The organism is Sporosarcina saromensis, from assembly GCF_054901285.1.
This window is the reverse complement of record NZ_CM142738.1, coordinates 1,467,467-1,489,742: the sequence shown is the minus strand read 5'-3', so window position 1 is coordinate 1,489,742 and position 22,276 is coordinate 1,467,467. Positions and strand designations below refer to the sequence as shown.

Here is a 22,276-nt window from a genome sequence, read left to right as displayed (position 1 = left end):
CTAGTCACTACAGCACTCTCCCCGTCATTGCCCAGACAGAAATCGAAGTTTTATTTGTATGATTAAAAAATCGATGTGGGGTTGTACTTTTGAAACGGATACTGTCTCCTTCGTACAAAATATGCTCATTATCTCCTAGAACAATTGTCAATTCTCCTTGCAATACATACCCGCATTCTTCCCCTGTATGCTCAACAAGTTGCTGATCTTCTTGCCCCGGTTCTAAATGAATCATGATCATCTCGATTGTTCCTTCATTAATAGGCGTCAACAATTGATACTTTGAATTGGATTGCGGGAAACTGATCGTCTTTCGTTCAGCTTTCCGTACTAATTGCAAAGCTTGTTCATCCGTACCGAGCAACGTAGAAATCGATACATCTAATCCTCTACACAATTTATACAATGTCGTTAATGTTGGGTCTGTATTCCTGCGCTCAATCTGACTGATCATACTAATGCTAACCCCAGAACGATCTGATAAATCTTTCAATGACAAACTCTGTTCGATACGTAGTTTTTTTATCTTTTGACCATCAAACATGAAACCTACCCCGTTTATTTCTTTTATTCCTCCATCATACCATAAGAAAACCTGGTAGTCCAAAAACTACCAGGCAAGTCTTTTTTTATAGCATTGTTGAAAACCATAAACCTAATGTCGTTCCAATATAGTTCCCAATAATGTAACCGAGTGTACCAACTACTAATATTGGCCCAATGAGGTTTTTCCATCCTTTTGCAATTGCCATTGCAGCGGCTGTCGTTGGTCCTCCAATGTTCGCATTACTAACTAGCAATATTTCTTCCAAGTTGTACTTTAACAGTTTCCCCGCCGTCAATGAAACAAGCATGTTCACAAGCACAATGACTGCCACGAACACTAACAACAATGGAGCGTTCTGAATAATCATCGGAATGGAAGCAGGAACACCAATTACAACAAAGAATAGGTAAATAAGTAATGTCCCAATCTCCTGACTTCCATTAATACTTTCAAAGTACTTCGGAAATAATGCAAGTGCAAGGAAAGTAATGGTTGTCAAAATCAAGTATTTATCCCCGAAGAGTCCGTTCAATAAATTCATGAAGAACGATACGTCTTCACCGGAAGGAATCACACCATCTAAAAACGCAGCAAGTTTAAACGCAACAATAACGAGGAAAAATGCTGTTCCAACAGATAAAGCCATATCTTTTAGTGAAATATCTTTACGTGCCCAAAAGCTTTCTGCTAACGTCTTGCCATCGCTTTTTCCTTTATTCGCTTCCACTTCCAGTACGTGTGGATGGGAATACCGTTTACGGAAAAATGCCATCGTTGGTATGATCATCAATACGACAAAATAGAGCGCCATCATTAAATTATCCGCAACAATTGTAGAGGATACCATTTCACCCGGCGTTTCAAACTTCCCCGCCATCGCCGCAAAGTTGACACCACCCCCAACATAGGAAGCACTCATCATCCCACCGATTTTATCCAAGTACGGTATATGATCTTTCAATAAGAAAAAGCTAATAATCGTACCAGCTACTGTTCCGATTGAACTAATTAAGAAAATGAGCAACATCCTTCCGCTTTCCTGCCAAATCTTCTTAAAGTTCACATGGAACAATAATAACGGAATCGCTAGTGGAATAATGAACGTCCAAACCGCATCATAAACAGGCGATTCTGTCGGAATAACACCCGTATTGGATAAGATAATTGCTCCGACTAACGCAATAATCGCTCCTGAAATCTTACTCGCCCAACTAAACCGTTGTTCCAAATAAATACTAACCGCCGCCCAGACAACGATGATTCCCCATAAGGTGATCATATCATCTGCCTTAATTAATGTGTTTTCCATTTCTCTTCCCCCATTCTTAACCCTTCAATTGTTTACTAATAAAACCAAACGCATTTGTATAACTGATGCGTTCCACTTCCTTACTCGAAAACCCACGCTGCTCCATTTTCATAAGTAGTTCAGGCACCTTCTCAACACATTCCAACCCAACTGTTGTCCCTTCTTCGACATCCGAACCAAGCTGATGACCATCTAAAAAGTCTAGAAAATCAAACCCGAATGCAACATGCTCGGGTCCTACTAAATCCGCCATATAAACAGCGTGATCGATAAATGTATCAACCGTAGGATTCACTTTGTCGATAAACGCATAATGCGCATTGAGCCCAATAATACCGCCTTTAGAAGCAATCGCTTTTATCTGCTCATCCGTAAGATTACGTTCATGGTCGCAAAGTGCTCTTGCATTACTATGGGAAGAAATGATCGGCCGCTCACTCGCCTCATACAAATTCCAAAACGAAGGTTCATCGAGATGAGAAGCATCTAGAAGCCAACGATAATCATTCGCAAGCTTTGTCGCTTGTCGCCCATATTGCGTAAGGCCAGTATGTATTCTTTCATTATAAGCTCCTGTACCACTTGCAAGAAAGTTATTTTCGTTCCACGCATAAATCGCATGGCGAACACCTCCCTCATGCAATTCATGGAAAGCGCTTTCAACATTTCCCTGAATGGATGCCTCCCCCCAATGCTCCATAAACGTCAGCCCTTCCAAACCGAGAAGAACATTTATTTTTCCAACCTTTTGCGCATCAACGAAATCCTTCGTTGTCGTACAAAGATTTACATGCTGTGCCGTCCGTAAATCATCTAACACGCTCTCCCGCAACATGCATAATCGCCCATACGGATTGTCACGAAACGCCGGCTCTATCCAAAAGACACAAACAACCGCGTCAACTAAACCCTTTTTCAATTTCGGATAATGAATTCGATCAAATACATTTCGCTCTCCTTTACTTCGGCGGAATGCTATATCTGTAAATAAATCTGAATGCAAATCAAATACTTTCAAATTTATTCACCTCCTCTTACTAGATTTACATTTTAATATATTATAATTTATTCTTTATATTGAAACAAGTCCTTACTTTTCACTTCAAGAAAAAACCTTCACTATTTTAGAAGCATAGTGAAGGTTTGAGTATTGGTTGTAGTATTTTAGAATCTGTTATATAAACTATTTCTCAGAGGATTCCAGCATAACTCGATCATTCACCGCATATTCAGTCAAAACGCCGCATAACTCCTGAAAACGGCTCATAACCGCCCAGAACTCAGCATTATCCCAGGTTTCGCCGCATACTCTTACCAAACACCGCATATTCAGTCAAAACGCCGCATAACTCCTGAAAACAGCTCATAACCTCCCAGAACTCAGCATTATCCCAGGTTTCGCCGCATACTCGCGCCAAACGCCGCATATTCCCCGAAAACGCCGCATACCCCGCCCCCAATCATCCAATCCAAATCGAACTCGTACAACTAGCAACCAACAAAATAACAAAAAGCAGCCCCATCAGTCCATCTACTTTACCAACACCTACAACATAGTAGAAATGCTTTCTCTTTTCACCCGTAAATCCTTTAGCTTCCATCGCAAAAGCCGCTCGTTCCGATTTACGAACAGCTCCTGCAAGCATTGGAAGGAGTATTTTCCGCATGTTCCACAAACGCATAACAACATTATTTTCCTTGCTGGCCCCTCGTAATCGATGCGCTTGTTGAATCTGAACAAACTCCTCTTTCAATACAGGTAAAAATTGATAACCGACTAAAATGCTATAAGCAATCTTGGGTGAAAGCTTCATTTGCTGCATTAAACTTAAAATGAATGAAACAGGTTTTGTCGTCAATGCAAACAGCAAGGACAGACCCGAAAAAGCTAATACACGAAAACTCAATGACAAAGCGTGATGTAGCTGTACTTCCGTAACTGGATAATTCCACAATGTCCATACAACCGCCCCTGAACGATCTTCTGCAAATACGATCGTCGTCCAAAAATACCCAAATGCCATGATGAAGAAGGGAATCATGAACAACAGCCACCGCTTCCACTCGATGCGACTGAACAGAACTTGTATAAGCAACACGCCAACCCATACGAAAAACGGCGTCCATGGATCGAAAAAGAATGCTAGCGTAAACATGCAAACGGTCACGAGGATACATTTCACCGAAGGATTCATTTCATGCATAGCTGACTTCATTGTCTACACACCCTTTCGGCTGCAACAAATGATGTGCTAGTAACAATCCTTCATTAGACCAAACTCTGTCCGCTTCAAATTTCCCTGTCAATTCCCCTTGATCCATAAGCAGCACGGAGTCTGCAATCGCATAAGCAAACTCCATATCATGCGTCACAATTACAAACGTTGCCCCGTTACGAACCCGTTCATCAATCAACTGAAAAAGTTCGAATAAGGCAGCGGCATCTTGCCCAGATGTCGGTTCATCCATCAAGATCACTTCCCGTCCGTCACACAGCATAGCCGCAATCGCAACTCTTCGTTTTTGCCCATGGCTAACAGCAAACGGATGGGCTTCAGCTACCGGCTTCAAATGCAGGCGTTCCAACATATCCTGCACATCAGCTCCTCCGCCGAATGCCACCTCATCCTCTACACTTTTCGTAACAAATAGAAATTCCGGAGACTGCGGAACATACCCTAATTGTTCTGGAACAACCGATCCTTTTGCAGGGATAAGTTGACAGAGCGCTTTAAGTAAAGTGGATTTACCACTTCCGTTCGGACCTGCAAGCACTGCCACTTCCCCTTTTTGTAAATGAAATGAAGTCTTCTTCAAATAAGGGGTAGACACATCTTGTACGAGCAAAGATTGTTCCACTTGCCTACTACTTTTTCGCTTTTCCAGTCGAGGTACTTGATCCATGCTTTGCAATTCAATCGCGCGATCAAAAAACGTCCCCCATAGATCCAGCCGGTGCTCAATTGCCACAACTGTAAATCCTTTTTGGTTTTGCAATTCATCCAACCAAGCAATAAACTTTCTAGCCGTATACGGATCCAAATGGGAAATCGGCTCGTCCAGTAATAATACATCCGGCTCCATAATCAATGCGCAAGCTGTAGCAATCCGCTGCTTTTCTCCCCCAGACAATTGCTGAATGACAGCATGCCGAAACTCAATTAATCCTGTCATCGTTAACACAGCATCTATCTTCTCAGCCATTACACTAAGGTCAACATCGAGATTCTCCAATGTGAAGGCAAGCTCTTCCTCTACCGTCAACATACAAAACTGTGCATCTGGATCTTGAAAAACAGTTGCTACACGATGATTCACTTCTCCTTGGGCATATGAACTACTTTCCCTACCAAACAACTTCACCGAACCCGTCATAATGCCATCACAGTTATCAGGATACAACCGATTGCATACGTACAGTAATGTCGTCTTCCCACTTCCACTCGGTCCAGTGATGACTACCTTTTCACCAAGCTTTATAGATAATGAAACCTTATCTAAGATCCATTTCTCTTCATCAGGATAACGAAAACAGACATCTTCAAACTCGATCACTTCAGGCACGGGCATCACCTTTAACGGATCTCGTTATCGCATATCCTCTAAGGGATCCTGTTGCCAATAAACCATCAACGACCATTTTACCGCCAACACCTGCAATCATTGCACCACTCACAATCCGGATAGCCAACATCAACACAACATAGCCCGTACTGAAAACAGCAAATCCTCCGAGTAAATACCCATAGACAAAACTGAAAACAGCTGCGCCAATTCCTGCCAGCATGAGCACCCACACGTTAAATCGCTTATAACCTGTTGCTGCAAATGCCGCTTCTGCTCCTAATCCTTGAATCAAACCTGCCAAAATCAATCTCGGTCCAACCGCATTCCCTAGCAATACTTCTATCGCAGCAGCAATTGTTTCTGACACGACCGCAGCCCCGGGTTTTCGAATAATGTACATACAAATAATCGATACAATGAACCAAATACCAAAAATCCACTCATATGCAATTGGGCCAATAAAACCAGCCCATATATTTCCGACATGTAAAAACAGTAAATAGACAATGCCAAACACAACAGAAAATAGAGACATGAGAACGACTTCTTTTAACTTCCAAGATTTCAACATATTCATCGACCTCCATGTGAAGGGCTATTTATACTCATCGACACCGTCATCACTAAATGCTTATGCTGTTCAGAACGCGCATGCGTAAAGGATTCCTCATAAAAAGCAAACACATCATGAATATCTCCGTGGATTCCGCTTGCATAGTGCATGGATTCATTGAACACACCACGCTCCTTCGCACGATCCACCTCTCGATAAATGACATCCATGTAATCCGGGTTATTCATCGGATACAGCGCGAATTGGGATGACACGTATTGTTTCGTAGCATCGGTGTTTGCCACCTCATCCCCTTTATCCAAATAGGCGTCGCCTGCTGTATCTCCTGGACACCCAGCGGAAAAAGTACCTGACATGGCAACATGTTCACCCGTTTTCGCTGCATGTAAACAAATCGCTTTCGCAACATTGAATACATGAACCTGCTTCCCTCTGATCACTGTCGATACATCATCGGTATGCATCCAAACGTTTGAAGTATCTGTCTGTTCAAGTGCTCCCTTAATAACTTCCACAAAATTCGCCGCCATCGGATACAACGAGAAACGGAATCCGATAATTGGACTGACGCCACACTTCATTTGTAAAACCTCCTCGATTTTTTTACATAAAAAAACTACATCCCGGAAGATGTAGCCACTTGTCCAATCGTAAAAAAACGCGGAAAGTCACTACACTTCCCCACGCAAGTATTATCTTGATCGGGTAATAAGGAATCGGAGCAGTTGCTCGCATCACAGCCATAGTGGGCACCCCTAGTGTAGAAAACGGTATGTAGTTAGATGGAATGGATTGTCATTCATCACTTTTTTATGTTGAGCCCAGTATAGTGGAAGTTTGCGAATTTGTAAATGTATTCTTGCAAACTCGTACTTTGGTGGGAGATAAAATATTGATAAAACAGTTTCCTTACCGTTGTCATAGCTAGATATACATTTCTCATTCAAAATGGATACAATTCATCCACAACAATTTCTTTTTTTTCGGTTTTCTATTTTCATCTACGCGACCATCTGCAATTGCCTCTTCCATATGCAAAACCGGACTCTGTGTAGCCTGCGATAAAATAGAAATACTCGTCTTGCCCAAACAACTGGTCATCCGAATACTTCTTTTTGTTATTCTTACTCACCAATCAAAACCCCTTTGCTTGCTAGATTCACTTCACTTCCCCTCGTTATTCAACTCAGACTTTCTGTTCCTCATACGCAAGCAGATCTTTATAATACTTATTCATGGATGAAGGGGATACTTCAAACGATTCAGCGATCTCTTTTACGGTCATCTGAATCGAATCAAAAAGACCTTTTTCTTGTCCGAAACGAATCGCACCAGCAGCAATGGCAACTTCTTTCCGTGCATTCGGTTGTTGTTCCACGAGGAAGTCTTCAACAATCTCTAACAGCTTGTCTGATTCCTGTTCATGCTTATCCAAAAATGCCATGATGGACTGTAAAACACCTGCTTCGAAGTTGGTGAATTCACTGCCATCGTAGTTATCATTTGCAAGCATCTTCCAAAACGACATCCCTTGTTCTTTCATAAATTGCTCAGTCGTTTGGCCATCTGTCTTTTCAAATAGCTTGATGAATTCCGTAAACACTTGTTGGTGATCTGTCGGGAAGAAGATGAGGCTCGATACCGCTAAGAAATGATTTTCATTCTCTGTACCGTCCGGTAAAATAAAGCAATACAAATGCACACCGACAGGTACCGGTTTGTCAACCTCTCTTCTCAATTGAATCACTTCATCTGTTAAAGTTATTTTTACCGTCAAGTACTCTTCGTCAACTCCCAATACCTCACCAATAATAGCTTGTGGACTTGTCCATTGGTCGATAACCTTTAAGACGGCTGGGCGAATAAGTTTCTTCTTTTGCTTCTCTAAATAGCCTTGCCATATATCTTCACGGTGATGGAAGAAGAATTCATCCAGTACAATTGCTTCAATCATCTCTTCAGAAAAGTTTTGTTGTAAATTTTGTTTCCATTCGTTCGCCAAATTCAAATACTCTCGGATATCTTTACGCTCCGGGTACTCATCATAAAACGATTGTAAAACCCGCTCAAGTTCTTCTGAAGTAACTTCCGCAACCGAAACTGCTTCCTTCGATTCGCAACACTTCTTATATTTCTTTCCACTACCACATGGGCACTTATCATTACGGCCTACCATACAAACACACTTCCTTAAAAAATTTGTTTTCCTTTTCTATAATATCATTAGATGATTGCAGGATAAACTATCGTTGTTTTCTCAAATTTCCATATAAAAATCATATGATTACATCTTCATAGTTTTCCGATTTAATAATGAAAATGTAGACAAAGCCCAAATTGCTTTTGTCTACACAGTTCGTTAACTATTCATTCACACATGACAATTACTTGACGAGGGGTCGTCTGTGCAGGAATGCTTCTTGTCGTCGCTGAATACGTGACGATTAAGTATCGATTGACTGGGCTACCTGTAAATGTTTGATCGTTTTCCAAAAGCACTTTCGTTTGTGGCGAAATGTTCAACTGCAAACTACCGTCACTGCTCACTAATTGACGATTGAAGAAGTCCACTTTCACAAACTCATTTGAGCGGTTCTTTGCCATCACGACCGCTCGATATTGCGGTGGATAAATGAGCGGTACAGGTACATCGGCATCATAAAAACCCGTTACAGCATCCCCTACTTTTACAGTTACATGATCCACGAAGTACGTAGACGGTTCCACGACAAAATTTACAATCGCCCCATTTCCATTTTCCACCGTGAATAACTTATAGCACCCTACATTAGGATCATTTTGCATGATAAAAAAATCATTGATCATTGTTACTGTCCCACTAAATGACATGAAATTCATTGAGATATCCTCCCTCCATTGACTCCGCCTTTGCCTAAATAGTCTATGCTTCACGTGGGCATATTGTTCTCTTAACACGAGAAGGGACAAACAGGTATATGCAAAGAAATTCTACACTCCTCTTCCATTGTCAAGTTGGACAGTTATCCATTTGGTTGATTAGTACTTATAGCTAACCGGACGATTTGTTCAATAACCTCATCGACTTGAGCACAATCCCGAATGACAAACAAGTGATCCGCTTCCCGTTCATCTGGATCGCTTATGTCTTTAAGACTTGAATCCGTTTGTTGTCTTTTGAGCACTTCTTCAAAAGTCGAAGCACTTCTGAAGATATTTTTATTACGTGTGCTCCTCGCGACACGTGATTCAAGCACTGCATCCGGCAAGTCAAAATGGACAATGATTTGCAAAAACGCACTACGTGGAAACACATTTTCCAATAAATCTTCACGGCCCTTTCGATTACGGTTGGCATTACAAATAATTAAATGACAATCACTATGTTCTTTCGCATACTCTACCATGAGCTGAGAAATGGCATGCTTCAATGTATTCGGTCCCGTTGTCGGTTGAAGTGTTTTGTAATACGTATTGATGAATGCGGCATGGTTATCTTGGTCAATGACAATCGAATGATCAAGAGCCTTCTCAAGCATTTGCGCAAAAGTCGTTTTTCCACTATGTGTTTTTCCCACAGTCAATATGACGAGTCTTTTCAAAACAAGTCCCCCTTTTTTGAGCAAAAACGCATGTAAGCACATGAATGTTCACTTACAGAGTACCACATGAAAAGACTTACCTATCAAAAAAAGCCATCCGATTTACAAGACGTCATCGGATGGCAATTCGTTAGTTGTATACTGCTTCTGTTACATGTTGAGATTCACTCTTTTTCAATGTCAGCATGACAATGAAGGAGAGTGTATACAATGCTGCCAAGTACAGCATTGCAACTTTCATATCATAATTTTGTAGAAGATAACCGACGAGGATGGGTGAGAATCCACCGACTGCCGACCAAAATTGAAAATCGTATTCGTCGCTGTACTTCTAATTTGAACAGGGTACAGATTGCCGATTAGCGCACCATAGCCTGCAAACATCCCGTTGGAGAAGAAACCAACAATTGCTCCCCCAATTAATACCCCAGCACTTCCCGTTGCATAGGCGTATAAAAACACTGCACATGCCGATGCAATCAGAAAGGCACCAAAAGCACGTTTCGTACCAAAGCGGTCCAAGAATCGACCAAATGTCAGCATTCCAATGATCATCCCAGCTGCCGTACTAATTGTCCAAAGCGCAGAGCTAGAAACAGATAATCCTTGTGATTGTTGCAACATAGACGGCAGCCAAATCATCAACCCGTTGTATCCTGCAATTTGAACAGTCGCCATAATCATTAACGCAATCGTCGTGAATGTCACACGAGGTGTTTCGAATAATTGGACCAGTTTTCCTTTTTCTACAACTTTGTTTGCTTTTTTAACTTTCTGTGCTGCTAGCCACTCAGGTGATTCATCTAAATTCTTACGTACAATGAAGGCAAAAATGACTGGTAAAATGCCGACGAAAAATAATGCTCTCCAACCTAGCGTTGGAAGAATGATCGCACTTAGCAACGCGGCTAAAATGACACCGTATTGTGCGCCGACACTTACATAAGAAGAAGCTCGTCCTTGTTTGTTCTTCGGCCACGCTTCAGCGACAAGCGCCATACCGATTCCATATTCCCCACCTGCACCGATCCCTGCTATGAATCTGAACAAATAAACTTGCTCAATACTTGTTGCCAAACCTGTTAACGCCGTACCGATTGCAAATAATATCACTGTATACGTAAATACTTTTACACGTCCGTATTTATCTGCTAAAATCCCAAAAACAATTCCGCCGATTAACATCCCGATATTTGTAATGGATGAAATCATCCCCCCTGTAGCCAGGTCAATGTTAAACTCTGAAATAATCATTGTCATGGCAAAAGAGATGAACATAATATCCATTCCTTCCAATGTTAAACCTGCGACAGACGCGACAACGGTCTTTTTACGATAATCCATGTACCATTCCTCCAGTTTTCTTATGGCTTACACTCTTTCACTTCCAAAGGAATGGATCTAATTTATGTGATTCCATTCTCCTTTTAAGCCTCACAGGACTTGTATTAAAAGAGGACTTACAAAAAAAGCAAAAATAAAAACCCTATCGTCTCACAGAGGACAAAAGGGCATGAAAAAACCGAGTTACGCGAACTCAACTATATCAGCAGCCTTATCAGCCTCTCTGGACCGAATTAAAGAGCAATTATTTTTTTCTTATTGTAACAAAGCAATTCGTGCTTTTCTACAAGAAATTTACGGAAAACCAAAGTTGGAGTAGCATAAAAGTTCTAGTAATTTCGAAAGTCAGGTAAATCTATTTTCACCTAACTACTTTTTCCATGTTAATTGGATTAAAGCGAACGATTACATTTCCGTGCCATATATAGCGACATACTGATTTTGTAAAACAAAACGATTGTTTTTCCAAACTAAAGTATTTAAGAAATACCCTAAAGAATCTGCATTATACCGTCCGGCAATCTTTTGATAAATCAGGAGATCGTCTACACCATTCAAATCGAAGTCTACAGGATATATGCCACTTAAGGGATTTACAAATCCAGTAATTGGTTGCTTTAATTTGCCGTTTGCAGCATAAATTTCGTTCAAATATGATTTATCCCTGAGAGAAAGGTCGATTAAATATTTCTCGTTATTTGCATCACTAATGAGTTCCACTTTATACTGATCCAAATAATTTACGCTGTATGTGTACCGGTTGTTATACACACTTGAGTCAAAGATAAACCTTGCTTGATTTCCAATATAAGAGACAATGTAAGCATTCATAATTCCGCCACTCCCACCGGTTGCGATGCTGATCAGAATTTCATCCACACCATTTCCCGTAAAATCACCTAAGAAAAGTGTCGGATTGTAACCTGTATTTTCCGGTAATGGGATAGAGCCGATTATTCCTGTTCTTCCGTCTCGAATGTGCAATACAATATTTTGTGTAAAGGGACTGTCCGGCGTTTTCGTACCCGTCAAATACACTTGGTCCATTACACGATCCCCATTCACATCCCCTTGAGCGAACGCCACTACCATTGGATGATGCTTTGGTGAATTAACTTGATAATTCATCATACTCCCCTTTTCATGCATACTTTTAGTAACTATGTTATGGACGAATGTTGGAATTGTTACCGTTTAACATCTTTTATTCTTGCGTAATAAAATAATTTTCACATATTTCACTTGCATTCTGTTTTAAGAAGAGGTATGGTAGGAGTAATTAAAAATTTACTTATTTCGAAAGTTTTGAAGTAAGGATAGAGGCGCAAAGACCATCAGTACACAATTCGAGGAATATGAGATCCGACGAAAATTGTGGAAAGGGGAATTTGCCGAAGTGGAGAGATGCTCATAAGTCTCGAAGCTGGTTCTGGGTTGAACAAACACAGAATTGTCATATAGGAAACTATATGGAGGGCTATCTTATGCAAAAGAAATAATTTATTATTTCACTGCAACAACGAGCCCTCGTTGTTGCTTTTTGCGTTCATTTACAACTGCCCTTCTCCCTCTTTTTTATTAAAAAATGATAGGATGTGGAGAAAGATGAATTTCGGACAAATTGTAACTGCTATGGTGACACCTTTTAATGAACACGGAGAGATTGATTTCCCAGCGACAAGGAACTTAATTAACCATCTGCTAGCAAATGGGACAGAGGCATTAGTCGTTTCAGGAACGACAGGAGAATCCCCGACATTATCAGAGAAAGAAAAAGTGCTGTTATTCAAGTTTACAGTGGACGTTGTAAATGGCAGAGTACCGGTGATTGCGGGAACAGGTTCGTTCAACACAAAAGAGTCAATAGAACTGACTTTGCTTGCAGAGGATGTAGGTGTAGATGCCGTCATGCTCGTCACGCCTTACTACAATAACCCTTGCCAAGAAGGACTTTATCAACACTTTAAAGCAATTGCTGCAGCGACATCTTTACCCGTAATGCTTTACAATATCCCTGGCCGCAGCGTCGTCAACATGTCTGTTGATACGATCGTTCGTCTGGCAAAAATACCGAATATCGTTGCCATTAAAGAAGCAAGCGGCAATCTAGATGCAATGGTTGAAATTATTGAACGCACTCCAAAGAACTTTGCTCTTTATAGTGGTGACGATGGATTGACGATTCCCATCCTATCGATTGGTGGAGCAGGTGTCGTTTCTGTTGCTTCTCATATTGTTGGCAATGAAATGCAAACGATGATTAAAAACTTTAAATGTGGCAACACCGATGTTGCCGCAAGAGAACACCGCAAATTATTACCAATCATGAAAGCCTTATTCTCAGCTCCAAATCCAACTGCTGTAAAAGCCGCATTGAACATAAACGGGGTTCCTGTAGGCGGCGTGCGTTTACCAATGGTTCCATTGACAAATGAACAGCTACGTACTTTGCAACAAGTCTTAACAATTCATGAAGTTGTAGCTTCCTAACATGTAAAAAGCCTGTGCAGGAAATGTGTAACACTCCCCGCACAGGCTTTTGTTTAGATAAAATCGCGTGTATTTATGCCGTAATAGCGCATGAATGCACCATCTACATTCGCTAAGAAATGATCGATAGCCTCTGTAATTGTGTAGTCCGGCAGTCGCTCTTCACAATCAAATTCTCTCCATATCGAGTCCAATCGCCACCCTCTATCATCATGAAGGAATGCAATAATCGGACCTTCTCTTTCGTCATGTTCCATCGTGTAATAGTAAAAATCGTTCATCCTGTCCCATTTTGACAATGCCACTCCAAATTCAAGCAATGCAAGTGCTGGTTCTAAAAAGAAACACTTGCCGTTCACCAGGATTTCCAACTTTCCTTGAATATCCACTAACAACTTCCCATTCCTTTGGCGAATCAATTTCTGCTCAATCTCAACTGTCGTATCAACCTGAGAGTGTATTTGCAAGCTAGTCAAATCTCCAACCCCTCTCCAAGCAATATATATGCTTGTATTTTAGCATGCCATCACCGAATGGTACGTATCGTTCAAAATCGAGGAAAGTTGTACGCAAAAAACCTTCCCCTATTAATGCAGAATAGGTGGAAGGTTTTTTGGTTCCTCTGTTTTTATCATACTGACATGTAGTTCGTTCAAGTTGTTAACAGCTGCATAAAATACACCATTTACGTCATGAATTTCTTTTTGCTCTAATTCTTTATAGAGCCATGCATCATTTAAGTTTCTTGCTAACAAAACTTCCGTGTAAATCTTCCCTTCAATGATAACTGGTACGTCAATTCCCTTGCTTGTGTATGTGTTTGGATGAACGTGTTCGACTCGTACAGATTCTTTCTCTGCTACTAACTTCACAGACAAACTCCCATTTGCCTCTATGATGGCTAGCTCCACGTCCTTCACATTGTACACTTGCTGCTCCCTTAGCATTTGTAAGATTGTATCAATTGGAAACTGTATTTTTTTCATTTTCTCCACTAAAAACTGCCCTTGGTAGATGACAATTGTCGGTTCAAATGTCAACATACGGCCAATCCTACGATGTTTCATCTTCACTTTAGCGGTAAACTTCTGTAGCAATGCAATGGCAACAATTGCGACAGCCGTATAAATATGATTAATCTTTGGATCAGCAATATCAGCTCCGACAACGGCTCCTAACGTTAGAATGACTAAAAAATCAAATACCGGTAATTCACCGATTGAACGTTTTCCCATATAGATCGTAGCAAACAATGCGAGTGGCAGGATCGTTACAATCCTCCCTAAGATTTTCACGATTTGAAAAGCATGTTCCACCAAAACACCTCATTTATCGACATGTGGCTAGAAAGTCTCTTCGTTCATGCTTGCCTTTGTATTTTGTATTTATACTAAAAGGATTTCACTCTGATTTCTATACATAATTTCAAGTAATTTCTTCAACATAAATAGCCCCTCGAGCTCGTTAACGAGGGGATCGTGCATCGGTCTATTAATTTCAATGTAAAGTACTACTTAATTTTTTACGTGTGTATAGAAGCATTCACGCTTCTTAATTTGTCTGCACTAAAGAAAAGAACTCCGTCAGTTGCCACTCATGTTTGTCCAACATCATTTGCTCATCTGGGATGCCTTCATGACGCAACAACTCAATATTTTGTAAAAGGAACTCATCGCTACCGACGACATAGAAAATCCCTTCTTTGTCTGCTGCTAGTTTTTTCACTTCTTCATAGTAGTCTTTACGATTATTCACAAACATTGCAGTGAATTCTTTGTCAGCAGCCGATGTGAAAATATCGGTAAACAAATAGTCTGTTGAGGAATCTATATTTAAAGAGTGCACGCCACTTACATCATCCGCACGCTTAAAATAGTCGAGCACGAGTGGTCTAAATGTTGCTAGACCGACACCCGATGACAATAAGTATACCTTTTTCCCTTCCCTCTTTAGCGGTACATTCGAGCTCGTTTTAAAAATCGCCACTTCATCCCCAACGTTGATTGTCTTTAATATCGTTTTAAACTCCGAACACTTTTCACGAATTCTCGTTGTAATGCCGATTGACTGCTCATGAGGCAAAGTCGATATCGACATATGTCGAATCAAACTACGGTTTGGCTTTTCTTCTGCATTAAATCCTTTCAACGCAAAATGGGTATGAGCCCCTTCTTCCCATGTGAAATCTTGTGGGCAGTCTAATAAAAAAGTTTTCACCTCAGGTGTTTCATCAATAATTTTATTTATTTTCGTCCAATAAATTTGCATAATCGATTCCCCTTTTCATTGATAGCAATTCTCACTACTTACTATACATCAATTGAAAACTATTCTCAATTAAGTTCTCTAAAATTCTAAATAATATTGTGCACCTTCTATATTTTGATGTACCTTTCGCTATCATTTTTGCTTTTGATCCGACCTCATTTTGTTGCTAAACCTATCTAGCAAGAAAATGAGAAAACATTTCAAAATAAAATATACAAATTACTTAACATGTCCTAAACGATACCGATATTAGTTAGGTGAATCGTTACAGAACTTTAGAACTAATAATGATTTTATTTGTTAGAAAATAGTAGCAGACAGAAGATTATGGAAATGAAAAACGACTAGGTTTCAAAAGTATTAAAGCCAAAGTGTTATTCGGATTTTCAATCGTTGTTGTACTCGTCCTAGGTTTAGGCGTGTATAGCCTTTTATCCGCCAACACCGTCAATAAGCGAACACAAGACATCATTGATAAGGAAGTGCAGTTGCTCATCGCTAATGAGCGATTAGTAGCTTCCGTTTCCGATAGAGTTTCTGCAACGAGAGCCTTCTTCATAGACGGAGAAGAAAAGTTCATTGACCGATTCAATCAATACAACGAAAACGGCAAGGAATATGCAGCGGTTGTACAAGAGCTGAACCATACAGAAGAATTCTCTGCTTTAGCAACCAAAACAGATGATTGGGCAGACTTCATCTCCCAAAATATTTTTGAGGAATACAAACGAGGAAACAAAGAATCTGCAAAAGAAAATATGGGGCAAATGCTAATCATTGCACAAGAGCTCCAAACAAGCTATTTAGAATTAGCTCAAAACGGAGAAGCGAGCATTAATCAACAAGGGCAATCCATTATTTCAAGCGGTAAAACAACCATCGTGATCACGACGGTCATCGTCATTTTGTCGATCGTTCTTAGCATCATTATCGGCCTATTTACAGCAAACACGATTGCAAAGCCGATACGTTTGGTCATGCTACGAATGAAATCGATAGCGGAAGGTGATTTGAGCAACGAAAGATTACTCATCCATTCACGAGACGAAGTTGGTCAATTAGTGGATGCTACAAACGATATGAACGACAGCATGCGTGATATGATTCGAAAAATGAATACAGTGTCTGAGGCAGTTTCGAGTCAAAGTGAAGAGTTAACACAAGTTGCAGGCGAAGTAAAAGCAGGCACCGAACAAGTTGCAATTACAATGGTTGAACTTGCAACGGGTTCTGAGACTCAAGCGAACAATGCAAGTGATTTAGCGGGAAATATGGGATCACTTACTGAAATGGTCGATGAAGCAAACGACAGCGGCGAAAAAATCCAAACAAACTCAGAAAAAGTATTGCAGCTAACGACGAATGGAAGTCAGCTCATGAATGCTTCTACGGAGCAAATGGTAAAAATCAACCATATCGTAAAAGAAGCCGTCACAAAAGTACAAGACTTAGACAATCAATCAAAACGAATTTCACAACTCGTCACCGTTATTAAAGATGTTGCAGATCAAACGAACCTTTTAGCACTTAACGCAGCGATTGAAGCAGCTAGAGCTGGAGAACACGGCAAAGGGTTTGCCGTCGTAGCAGACGAGGTAAGAAAGCTTGCCGAACAAGTAGCCCTATCCGTCAGCGATATAACAGAGATTGTAACGGATATTCAAACCGAATCAAGCTCAGTTGCCGAATCGTTAACGATTGGATACAAAGAAGTCGAACACGGCACAACTGAAATCGAAGCAACTGGCAAAACATTTAACGAAATTAGCGAAGCACTCATAGAAATGGTCGACAACATTAAAGTCGTTTCAACCAACTTAGCAAAAACGGCTGTAAGTTGTCAGGACATGAACGAATCAATTGAAGAAATCGCTGCGCTATCCGAAGAATCAGCAGCAGGTGTAGAACAAGTAACCGCCTCTTCCCAACAAGCAAGCAGTTCAATGGAAGAAGTTGCAGGAAGTTCAGAACACCTTGCCGAATTGGCAGAAGAACTTAATCGAATGGTTGGACAGTTTAAATTGTAATTCAAGCAAACGATAAAAGACCAGGCTTTCCTATTTGGGATTGCCTGGTCTTCATTATGAACTTTGACTACGACAGCCATTGAGTAGGAAACAGATCGAAATTATTTATCCCAAAATCAAGTACTCGTTAACTTGCTATTGCTTGCTTCTCTACTTTTTTCTTCATCCAAGGCTTAGATAACCATCTTCTTAATGCAAAGGTTCCACGAATCCATTCATCTAATCCTTGCGCAATCCAAATTCCAAGCAACCCGAGCCCAAAGACGATTCCAAATAGGTAGCTGAATACAACTGCAACGCCCCACATGCAAATCACTCCAATAATAACCGGGAAACGAACATCGCCAACAGATTTAAGAGACCCCATTAAAACAATGTTCATCGCACGACCTGGTTCAATAAATACAATGGCCCATAATACCGGAAGTCCGATTGCAATAATACTAGGTTCTGATGTAAATACAGCCAGCACTGGTTCCCCAGTAAGAGCTATCGCTAGCGATACAGCCAATGAAACAGCCATCGAAATTTTCAACGTCTTAATGCCACGCTTCAACGTTCGATCATAATCCTTAGCCCCAATATAACGTGCAATCAATAGTTGCGTCCCTTGAGCAATCGCCATTGTAAATAGGAAGCAAAGCATTGAGATATTAAGGATATACACTCGGGCTGCTAATGCTTCATCCCCAATCATTGCAACGAAACTCGTAATTACGATTTGTGAAAGCTGGTAAGAAAGATTTTCTCCAGCTGAAGGGAGCCCAATGTGAAAGATTTCCTTCATATCGGATTTTTGAAGAGATACAAAATCTTTTATCGAGAACTTTAAATGTAATATTTTATAGACAAAGTATAAAAGTGCAAGAATTAGAAATACCCTCGCAACAATAATCGAATACGAAACACCGACTACTCCTGTGACAGGAAGGCCAAACAATCCTTTTATTGCAATGAAGTATCCTGTAGCACTGATTACATTCATAATTACCGTCATGTACATCGCTTCTTTTGTATGACCATAGCTACGTAATATTGCACTTAACGCAAGAGAAATTGCTTCAAGAATGAGTGAAAAACCTGTGATGGTTAGAAACGTGAGAGCAAAATCATATATCTCTCCACTCAGTCCGTAAAACTTTAAAAATACCCCACCAAACAATACAACAACTGCAGTCATCGTTAGTCCAATCCAAAAGTTTATTCCAACTGCTGAACGTGCAAGCTGACGAGCTCGGTCTAATTGGTTTCCACCTAACTTTTGCCCAATTAATATCATTGCTCCTATTACAGTTACGTTGAAAATAAGAATAAAGATGTTAACAATCTGATTGGCAACCCCAACACCCGCAACAGCCTTATCTGAATAACCACTTAGGATTAATGTCGCGATAATCCCAACGCTCATATGGAGAGATATCTCAATAAAAAGCGGCCACGTAATACTAAACAAAGATTGGTCTTGATATTTATTCGTTTCGTTTTTCATTGATTACCCTTCTTTTCCATAAGCATATGGAGATAAGTCTACGTGAATTTCATTCATAAGGGAATAGTCAAATACCTTTATGCTGAATAAAAGATGTATCTAACTCCCCCGCTATGTATATTCCATATGAGAAGTACTGCGTTTTTAAAAAAATACACTTTAAAACAGGCTTGTCCACATTCCAAATTTCCACTACAGTCTTGATGACGCTTCAATTGTAGTGAAGGTTAATAGGAATACTGACAATGCCTGCGAATAATGGTATTGCATTCATACAGAGCATCCTGATTACGTCTGATAGCCTCTGTAATGATTGGTGTATTTCAACAAATAAACGAGTACATTAAAGAGTACATGCATGAGAATAACAACAAAAAGATTCGCTGTGTATACATAGACGATTGCCAACATAATTCCTAATACTAATTTGTAATAACTTTTTGCTTTAAGCTGAAAGTAATGAATAAATGTGAATGCCAAAGACGAAAAGGTTATATAAAATAGGGTCGGAATTTCGTGAGCTGTAAGCAACTCATACATCACAAAACGAAAAATATACTCTTCTAATATCGGAATAAGGATCAGCGTTTGCAAAAGGAACTTCTTCTCTTTACAGGCTTTGAAAAAGTGCTTCGCGCTTTTCAGTTCAAGGATTGCTTGCACTGATGGAATCGCGATACACAAAAATAAAAATAGAAGAATACTTAGATCCCGGACAAATAAAAAACTAAGAAAAATCGAACTTAGTAACGCATATACAAATTTGTCGGTTGTCCCTTTTCGTGCAATGTTTGTTTTATCAAACAGTAAATAAAAAATGCCTGGAAAAAAGATGAGAATGGTAACAATTCTATGGAAGAGGATGGACCAGATCATTTAAAATGCCTCCGATGCCATTGTATCTTGGATGATATTTTTGTGGAAAACTCGGTGTACACAAAGGAAGTAATTCTGGTATAACAACTCGGGTAATTACTTGTTGAGACCCTAAGAAGTCAGAAGGTGTAATGTTTAAAAATGCTGCATATTGACTGAAGGATGGAACGCTCTTTACTAAGTCTTTAAGATTTTCGCTCCTTTGGCTTGCTGGTAATGTACTTTCTCGGAAGGCTAGATTTTCCGGCTTTCCCTTTCGAGCATAAAAAAGAACATTGTCATCAAGGTTATCAAAAACTGTTTGATTCAAAACCGAGTGGAATGTCTCTGCATGCGTCCAACTCGCATTCATATTATATTCAACGATGGCAAGCGTCTCCATCAATGATCGATATACTGCACGTTCTAGCGAATAGGACCCTTGGATTCCAACTGTATACCGAGGCATATAGGGACAATTAGATGTTATTTCACACATGACAATCGGAATAGGTTTGTCCAGTGTTATATCAATGATCGTGACATCAAAATAATCATAAAAAGATGAATCGCCAAGTATCTTATCGATTAGCCCTCTCCAATCATCTGTAATATCTTCACACCGCAATCCCCCAAACCAATACAAATTGTAGGAGTCCAATTGATAGATTTCAATAATTGCAGCTTCAAGGCTTTGTTCAAATGTCTCATGAGAGGCAGTTCCTGTCGAGACTGCATTCGGAGCTGCAATCTTTTCATCTTTCTTTAAAAAGTGAGTGCCTGATACCATTAATTGCATGGGGATATACACAAACTTGCCTGGTTCGTTTAGAGCGTTCATTTTTACCCATGATAGCTCATCTGTAGGCTGTATATAACGACAATCTTGATCGTCATAGAGCAAGTTCACATATTCAAGTGGACATATGAGATCCCCAGTATCCACTTCTTTTTGAAGCGTTTCATAATCTCTCTTTACAACTAAATGCTGAAGCCCTCTAAATTGTGAAGCATAAGCAAACCTTTCGGCTGATTCCCCTAAAAACGACATTCTTGTTTCATTATATAACTTGCCATAACCGCTCAAGTGATAGGTAAAATGGATATCTTGGTCGTATACAAATTTTTCGAAGCTTGGATAATTAGAAGTGATAAAATGAAAATCCGGCAATGGAAATGAACGTAGTCGATAAAACTTATCTGGAGATTTCCATAGTCCGGCAATTTTTCCGTCAAAATGGCGCATACGATCATCAATATGTTGATCAGTCAATTTAACTTTCATTTGCAAGTAACTCCTTCGTAATATTGACTGAAGCTACATTCTGTTCATCAAAATCTACTTGATGAATACCAGCGCACGTATTACATAGGATTGTTCTTCGATTAAAGTCAAAGGAATACTCAAAGTTAGGGAAATAATAATAGAGGACAGCTCCCGTGAGCATAGACATGCCATTTACTTCTGTTTGCTCGATATTTTTCATGATTAACCCTAAACCAACTAGCAATTCTGCACTGGTCACTTCAAAATCATCATAGACAAATTGGGTTTCTGCTTGATAGTGAAGACGAGACAATATTTTCTTTTCTAGGCACTCGTAACAGCCCGTCAATTTAGGTTCGACTCCGAACAACAAAAAGTTTTCATTATCAAATAGTGCCATAAAAAAGCTCTGATCTAAAGCAACCATCAGTTTATTAACTGTTTGTACATTACGGCGTTCATTTAGAGTAGCTATATAATACACCGAGGAATACGACGAAAAGACTTCTCGTGCCGTTTCCATAGAAGCATCTACCTTTAAAAAATTTGTACCAGCGCTAAGCAAATCCATATCAGCATCTGAGATGATTTCAGATCTTTTGAAAACGTTACTGCCCGGCACGCTATTTTTGACCATGTCAAACACCTGTTGGTCTTCAACCATGACGAGTGTTGCGCCTGATTGAATCTTGTTACGGATGATTCCATAATTGTATAACGTTTTGAAATCATTTTGATGGATATGATTGGATTCAATTGTTACTTCTTCACCATCCAATATCGCTTCAAGAAGTTTGATAAACGTTGGAGAACTACTCTCTTTATCGATGACCAACTCTGTCTGATGGAGAGCACCTTTTCTCAAAATAATCTCTGTACCATTTTTCGTTAGTTGGACGCCCTTCGTTTTCTTGTACGTAATTCCTGTACGTACTTCAGTTTGGATGCTTGTCATGTT

21 protein-coding genes, 1 pseudogene and 2 riboswitches are annotated in these 22,276 nt (G+C 40.0%); of the genes and pseudogenes, 2 read left to right on the top strand and 20 right to left on the bottom strand.

Annotated features, from left to right (window positions below; genetic code table 11):
* Nucleotides 1–7: 7 nt before the first annotated feature.
* The 13 genes and pseudogenes from ACVHUV_RS07320 to ACVHUV_RS07260 all read right to left on the bottom strand — a co-directional run bounded on the left by ACVHUV_RS07320 (nucleotide 8) and on the right by ACVHUV_RS07260 (nucleotide 12,050).
* Complete coding sequence (locus ACVHUV_RS07320; protein WP_317945837.1) at nucleotides 8–544, bottom strand: helix-turn-helix domain-containing protein; 537 nt, start codon at nucleotides 542–544, stop codon at nucleotides 8–10.
* 85 nt (nucleotides 545–629) lie between these two features.
* Nucleotides 630–1,856 carry a DUF819 family protein gene (locus ACVHUV_RS07315; protein WP_317945839.1) on the bottom strand — a complete coding sequence of 409 codons (1,227 nt, stop codon included), beginning with the start codon at nucleotides 1,854–1,856 and terminating at the stop codon, nucleotides 630–632.
* Nucleotides 1,857–1,872: 16 nt separating this feature from the next.
* The gene (locus ACVHUV_RS07310; RefSeq protein ID WP_462086597.1) at nucleotides 1,873–2,874 is read right to left on the bottom strand and encodes a dipeptidase; all 1,002 of its coding nucleotides are present in this window, start codon (nucleotides 2,872–2,874) and stop codon (nucleotides 1,873–1,875) included.
* Between the two features lie 442 nt (nucleotides 2,875–3,316).
* The gene (locus ACVHUV_RS07305) at nucleotides 3,317–4,072 is read right to left on the bottom strand and encodes an energy-coupling factor transporter transmembrane component T family protein (RefSeq protein ID WP_462086596.1); all 756 of its coding nucleotides are present in this window, start codon (nucleotides 4,070–4,072) and stop codon (nucleotides 3,317–3,319) included.
* On the bottom strand, nucleotides 4,053–5,426 hold the full coding sequence (locus ACVHUV_RS07300; RefSeq protein WP_462086874.1) for an ABC transporter ATP-binding protein: 1,374 nt from the start codon (nucleotides 5,424–5,426) through the stop codon (nucleotides 4,053–4,055). The genes ACVHUV_RS07305 and ACVHUV_RS07300 overlap by 20 nt, the downstream gene beginning before the upstream one ends.
* The gene (locus ACVHUV_RS07295; protein WP_317945971.1) at nucleotides 5,413–5,994 is read right to left on the bottom strand and encodes an ECF transporter S component; all 582 of its coding nucleotides are present in this window, start codon (nucleotides 5,992–5,994) and stop codon (nucleotides 5,413–5,415) included. The genes ACVHUV_RS07300 and ACVHUV_RS07295 overlap by 14 nt, the downstream gene beginning before the upstream one ends.
* A gap of 2 nt (nucleotides 5,995–5,996) precedes the next feature.
* A complete protein-coding gene (locus ACVHUV_RS07290) occupies nucleotides 5,997–6,578 on the bottom strand; it encodes a YkoF family thiamine/hydroxymethylpyrimidine-binding protein (RefSeq protein ID WP_462086595.1) in 582 nt (193 codons plus the stop codon).
* Nucleotides 6,579–6,658: 80 nt separating this feature from the next.
* Nucleotides 6,659–6,764, bottom strand: a riboswitch (TPP riboswitch).
* A 230-nt stretch (nucleotides 6,765–6,994) separates the two neighbouring features.
* Entirely contained in the window at nucleotides 6,995–7,129 is a 135-nt protein-coding gene (locus ACVHUV_RS07285; protein ID WP_462086594.1) for a hypothetical protein, read from the bottom strand.
* Nucleotides 7,130–7,183: 54 nt separating this feature from the next.
* Nucleotides 7,184–8,173 carry a YecA family protein gene (locus ACVHUV_RS07280; RefSeq protein ID WP_462086593.1) on the bottom strand — a complete coding sequence of 330 codons (990 nt, stop codon included), beginning with the start codon at nucleotides 8,171–8,173 and terminating at the stop codon, nucleotides 7,184–7,186.
* Nucleotides 8,174–8,364: 191 nt separating this feature from the next.
* The gene (locus ACVHUV_RS07275; protein ID WP_462086592.1) at nucleotides 8,365–8,856 is read right to left on the bottom strand and encodes a hypothetical protein; all 492 of its coding nucleotides are present in this window, start codon (nucleotides 8,854–8,856) and stop codon (nucleotides 8,365–8,367) included.
* 143 nt (nucleotides 8,857–8,999) lie between these two features.
* Nucleotides 9,000–9,578, bottom strand: coding sequence for an ATP-binding protein (locus ACVHUV_RS07270; protein ID WP_462086591.1), 579 nt, complete (start codon nucleotides 9,576–9,578; stop codon nucleotides 9,000–9,002).
* A 130-nt stretch (nucleotides 9,579–9,708) separates the two neighbouring features.
* Nucleotides 9,709–10,922: pseudogene (locus ACVHUV_RS07265) on the bottom strand (MFS transporter).
* A gap of 405 nt (nucleotides 10,923–11,327) precedes the next feature.
* A complete protein-coding gene (locus ACVHUV_RS07260) occupies nucleotides 11,328–12,050 on the bottom strand; it encodes a YybI family spore inner coat protein (protein WP_462086590.1) in 723 nt (240 codons plus the stop codon).
* 181 nt (nucleotides 12,051–12,231) lie between these two features.
* Nucleotides 12,232–12,410: riboswitch (Lysine riboswitch) on the top strand.
* A 117-nt stretch (nucleotides 12,411–12,527) separates the two neighbouring features.
* On the opposite strand from ACVHUV_RS07260, the gene dapA reads away from it, so the two are divergent.
* Nucleotides 12,528–13,412 (top strand): 4-hydroxy-tetrahydrodipicolinate synthase, encoded by an 885-nt coding sequence (gene dapA, locus ACVHUV_RS07255; RefSeq protein WP_371391543.1) that lies wholly within the window; start codon nucleotides 12,528–12,530, stop codon nucleotides 13,410–13,412.
* Between the two features lie 53 nt (nucleotides 13,413–13,465).
* On the opposite strand, the gene ACVHUV_RS07250 is transcribed toward dapA, so the two are convergent.
* The 3 genes from ACVHUV_RS07250 to ACVHUV_RS07240 form a co-directional block, all read right to left on the bottom strand.
* Entirely contained in the window at nucleotides 13,466–13,888 is a 423-nt protein-coding gene (locus ACVHUV_RS07250; protein ID WP_462086589.1) for a DUF7878 domain-containing protein, read from the bottom strand.
* A 111-nt stretch (nucleotides 13,889–13,999) separates the two neighbouring features.
* Nucleotides 14,000–14,728, bottom strand: coding sequence for a DUF421 domain-containing protein (locus tag ACVHUV_RS07245; protein ID WP_462086588.1), 729 nt, complete (start codon nucleotides 14,726–14,728; stop codon nucleotides 14,000–14,002).
* Between the two features lie 235 nt (nucleotides 14,729–14,963).
* Complete coding sequence (locus ACVHUV_RS07240; protein ID WP_462086587.1) at nucleotides 14,964–15,680, bottom strand: dihydropteridine reductase; 717 nt, start codon at nucleotides 15,678–15,680, stop codon at nucleotides 14,964–14,966.
* Between the two features lie 371 nt (nucleotides 15,681–16,051).
* Between ACVHUV_RS07240 and ACVHUV_RS07235 the strand changes: the two genes are divergently transcribed.
* The gene (locus ACVHUV_RS07235) at nucleotides 16,052–17,707 is read left to right on the top strand and encodes a methyl-accepting chemotaxis protein (RefSeq protein ID WP_462086586.1); all 1,656 of its coding nucleotides are present in this window, start codon (nucleotides 16,052–16,054) and stop codon (nucleotides 17,705–17,707) included.
* A gap of 127 nt (nucleotides 17,708–17,834) precedes the next feature.
* Here the strand turns inward: ACVHUV_RS07235 and ACVHUV_RS07230 are convergent, their stop codons facing one another.
* From ACVHUV_RS07230 to ACVHUV_RS07215, 4 genes are all read right to left on the bottom strand, one after another.
* Nucleotides 17,835–19,196: an MATE family efflux transporter gene (locus ACVHUV_RS07230; RefSeq protein ID WP_462086585.1), complete on the bottom strand. Its 1,362-nt coding sequence runs from the start codon at nucleotides 19,194–19,196 to the stop codon at nucleotides 17,835–17,837.
* Nucleotides 19,197–19,484: 288 nt separating this feature from the next.
* On the bottom strand, nucleotides 19,485–20,072 hold the full coding sequence (locus ACVHUV_RS07225; protein WP_462086584.1) for a CPBP family intramembrane glutamic endopeptidase: 588 nt from the start codon (nucleotides 20,070–20,072) through the stop codon (nucleotides 19,485–19,487).
* Nucleotides 20,047–21,336, bottom strand: coding sequence for a YcaO-like family protein (locus tag ACVHUV_RS07220; protein WP_462086583.1), 1,290 nt, complete (start codon nucleotides 21,334–21,336; stop codon nucleotides 20,047–20,049). Before ACVHUV_RS07220 ends, ACVHUV_RS07225 begins: the two co-directional genes overlap by 26 nt.
* The gene (locus tag ACVHUV_RS07215) at nucleotides 21,326–22,273 is read right to left on the bottom strand and encodes a hypothetical protein (protein ID WP_462086582.1); all 948 of its coding nucleotides are present in this window, start codon (nucleotides 22,271–22,273) and stop codon (nucleotides 21,326–21,328) included. Before ACVHUV_RS07215 ends, ACVHUV_RS07220 begins: the two co-directional genes overlap by 11 nt.
* Nucleotides 22,274–22,276 lie beyond the last annotated feature (3 nt).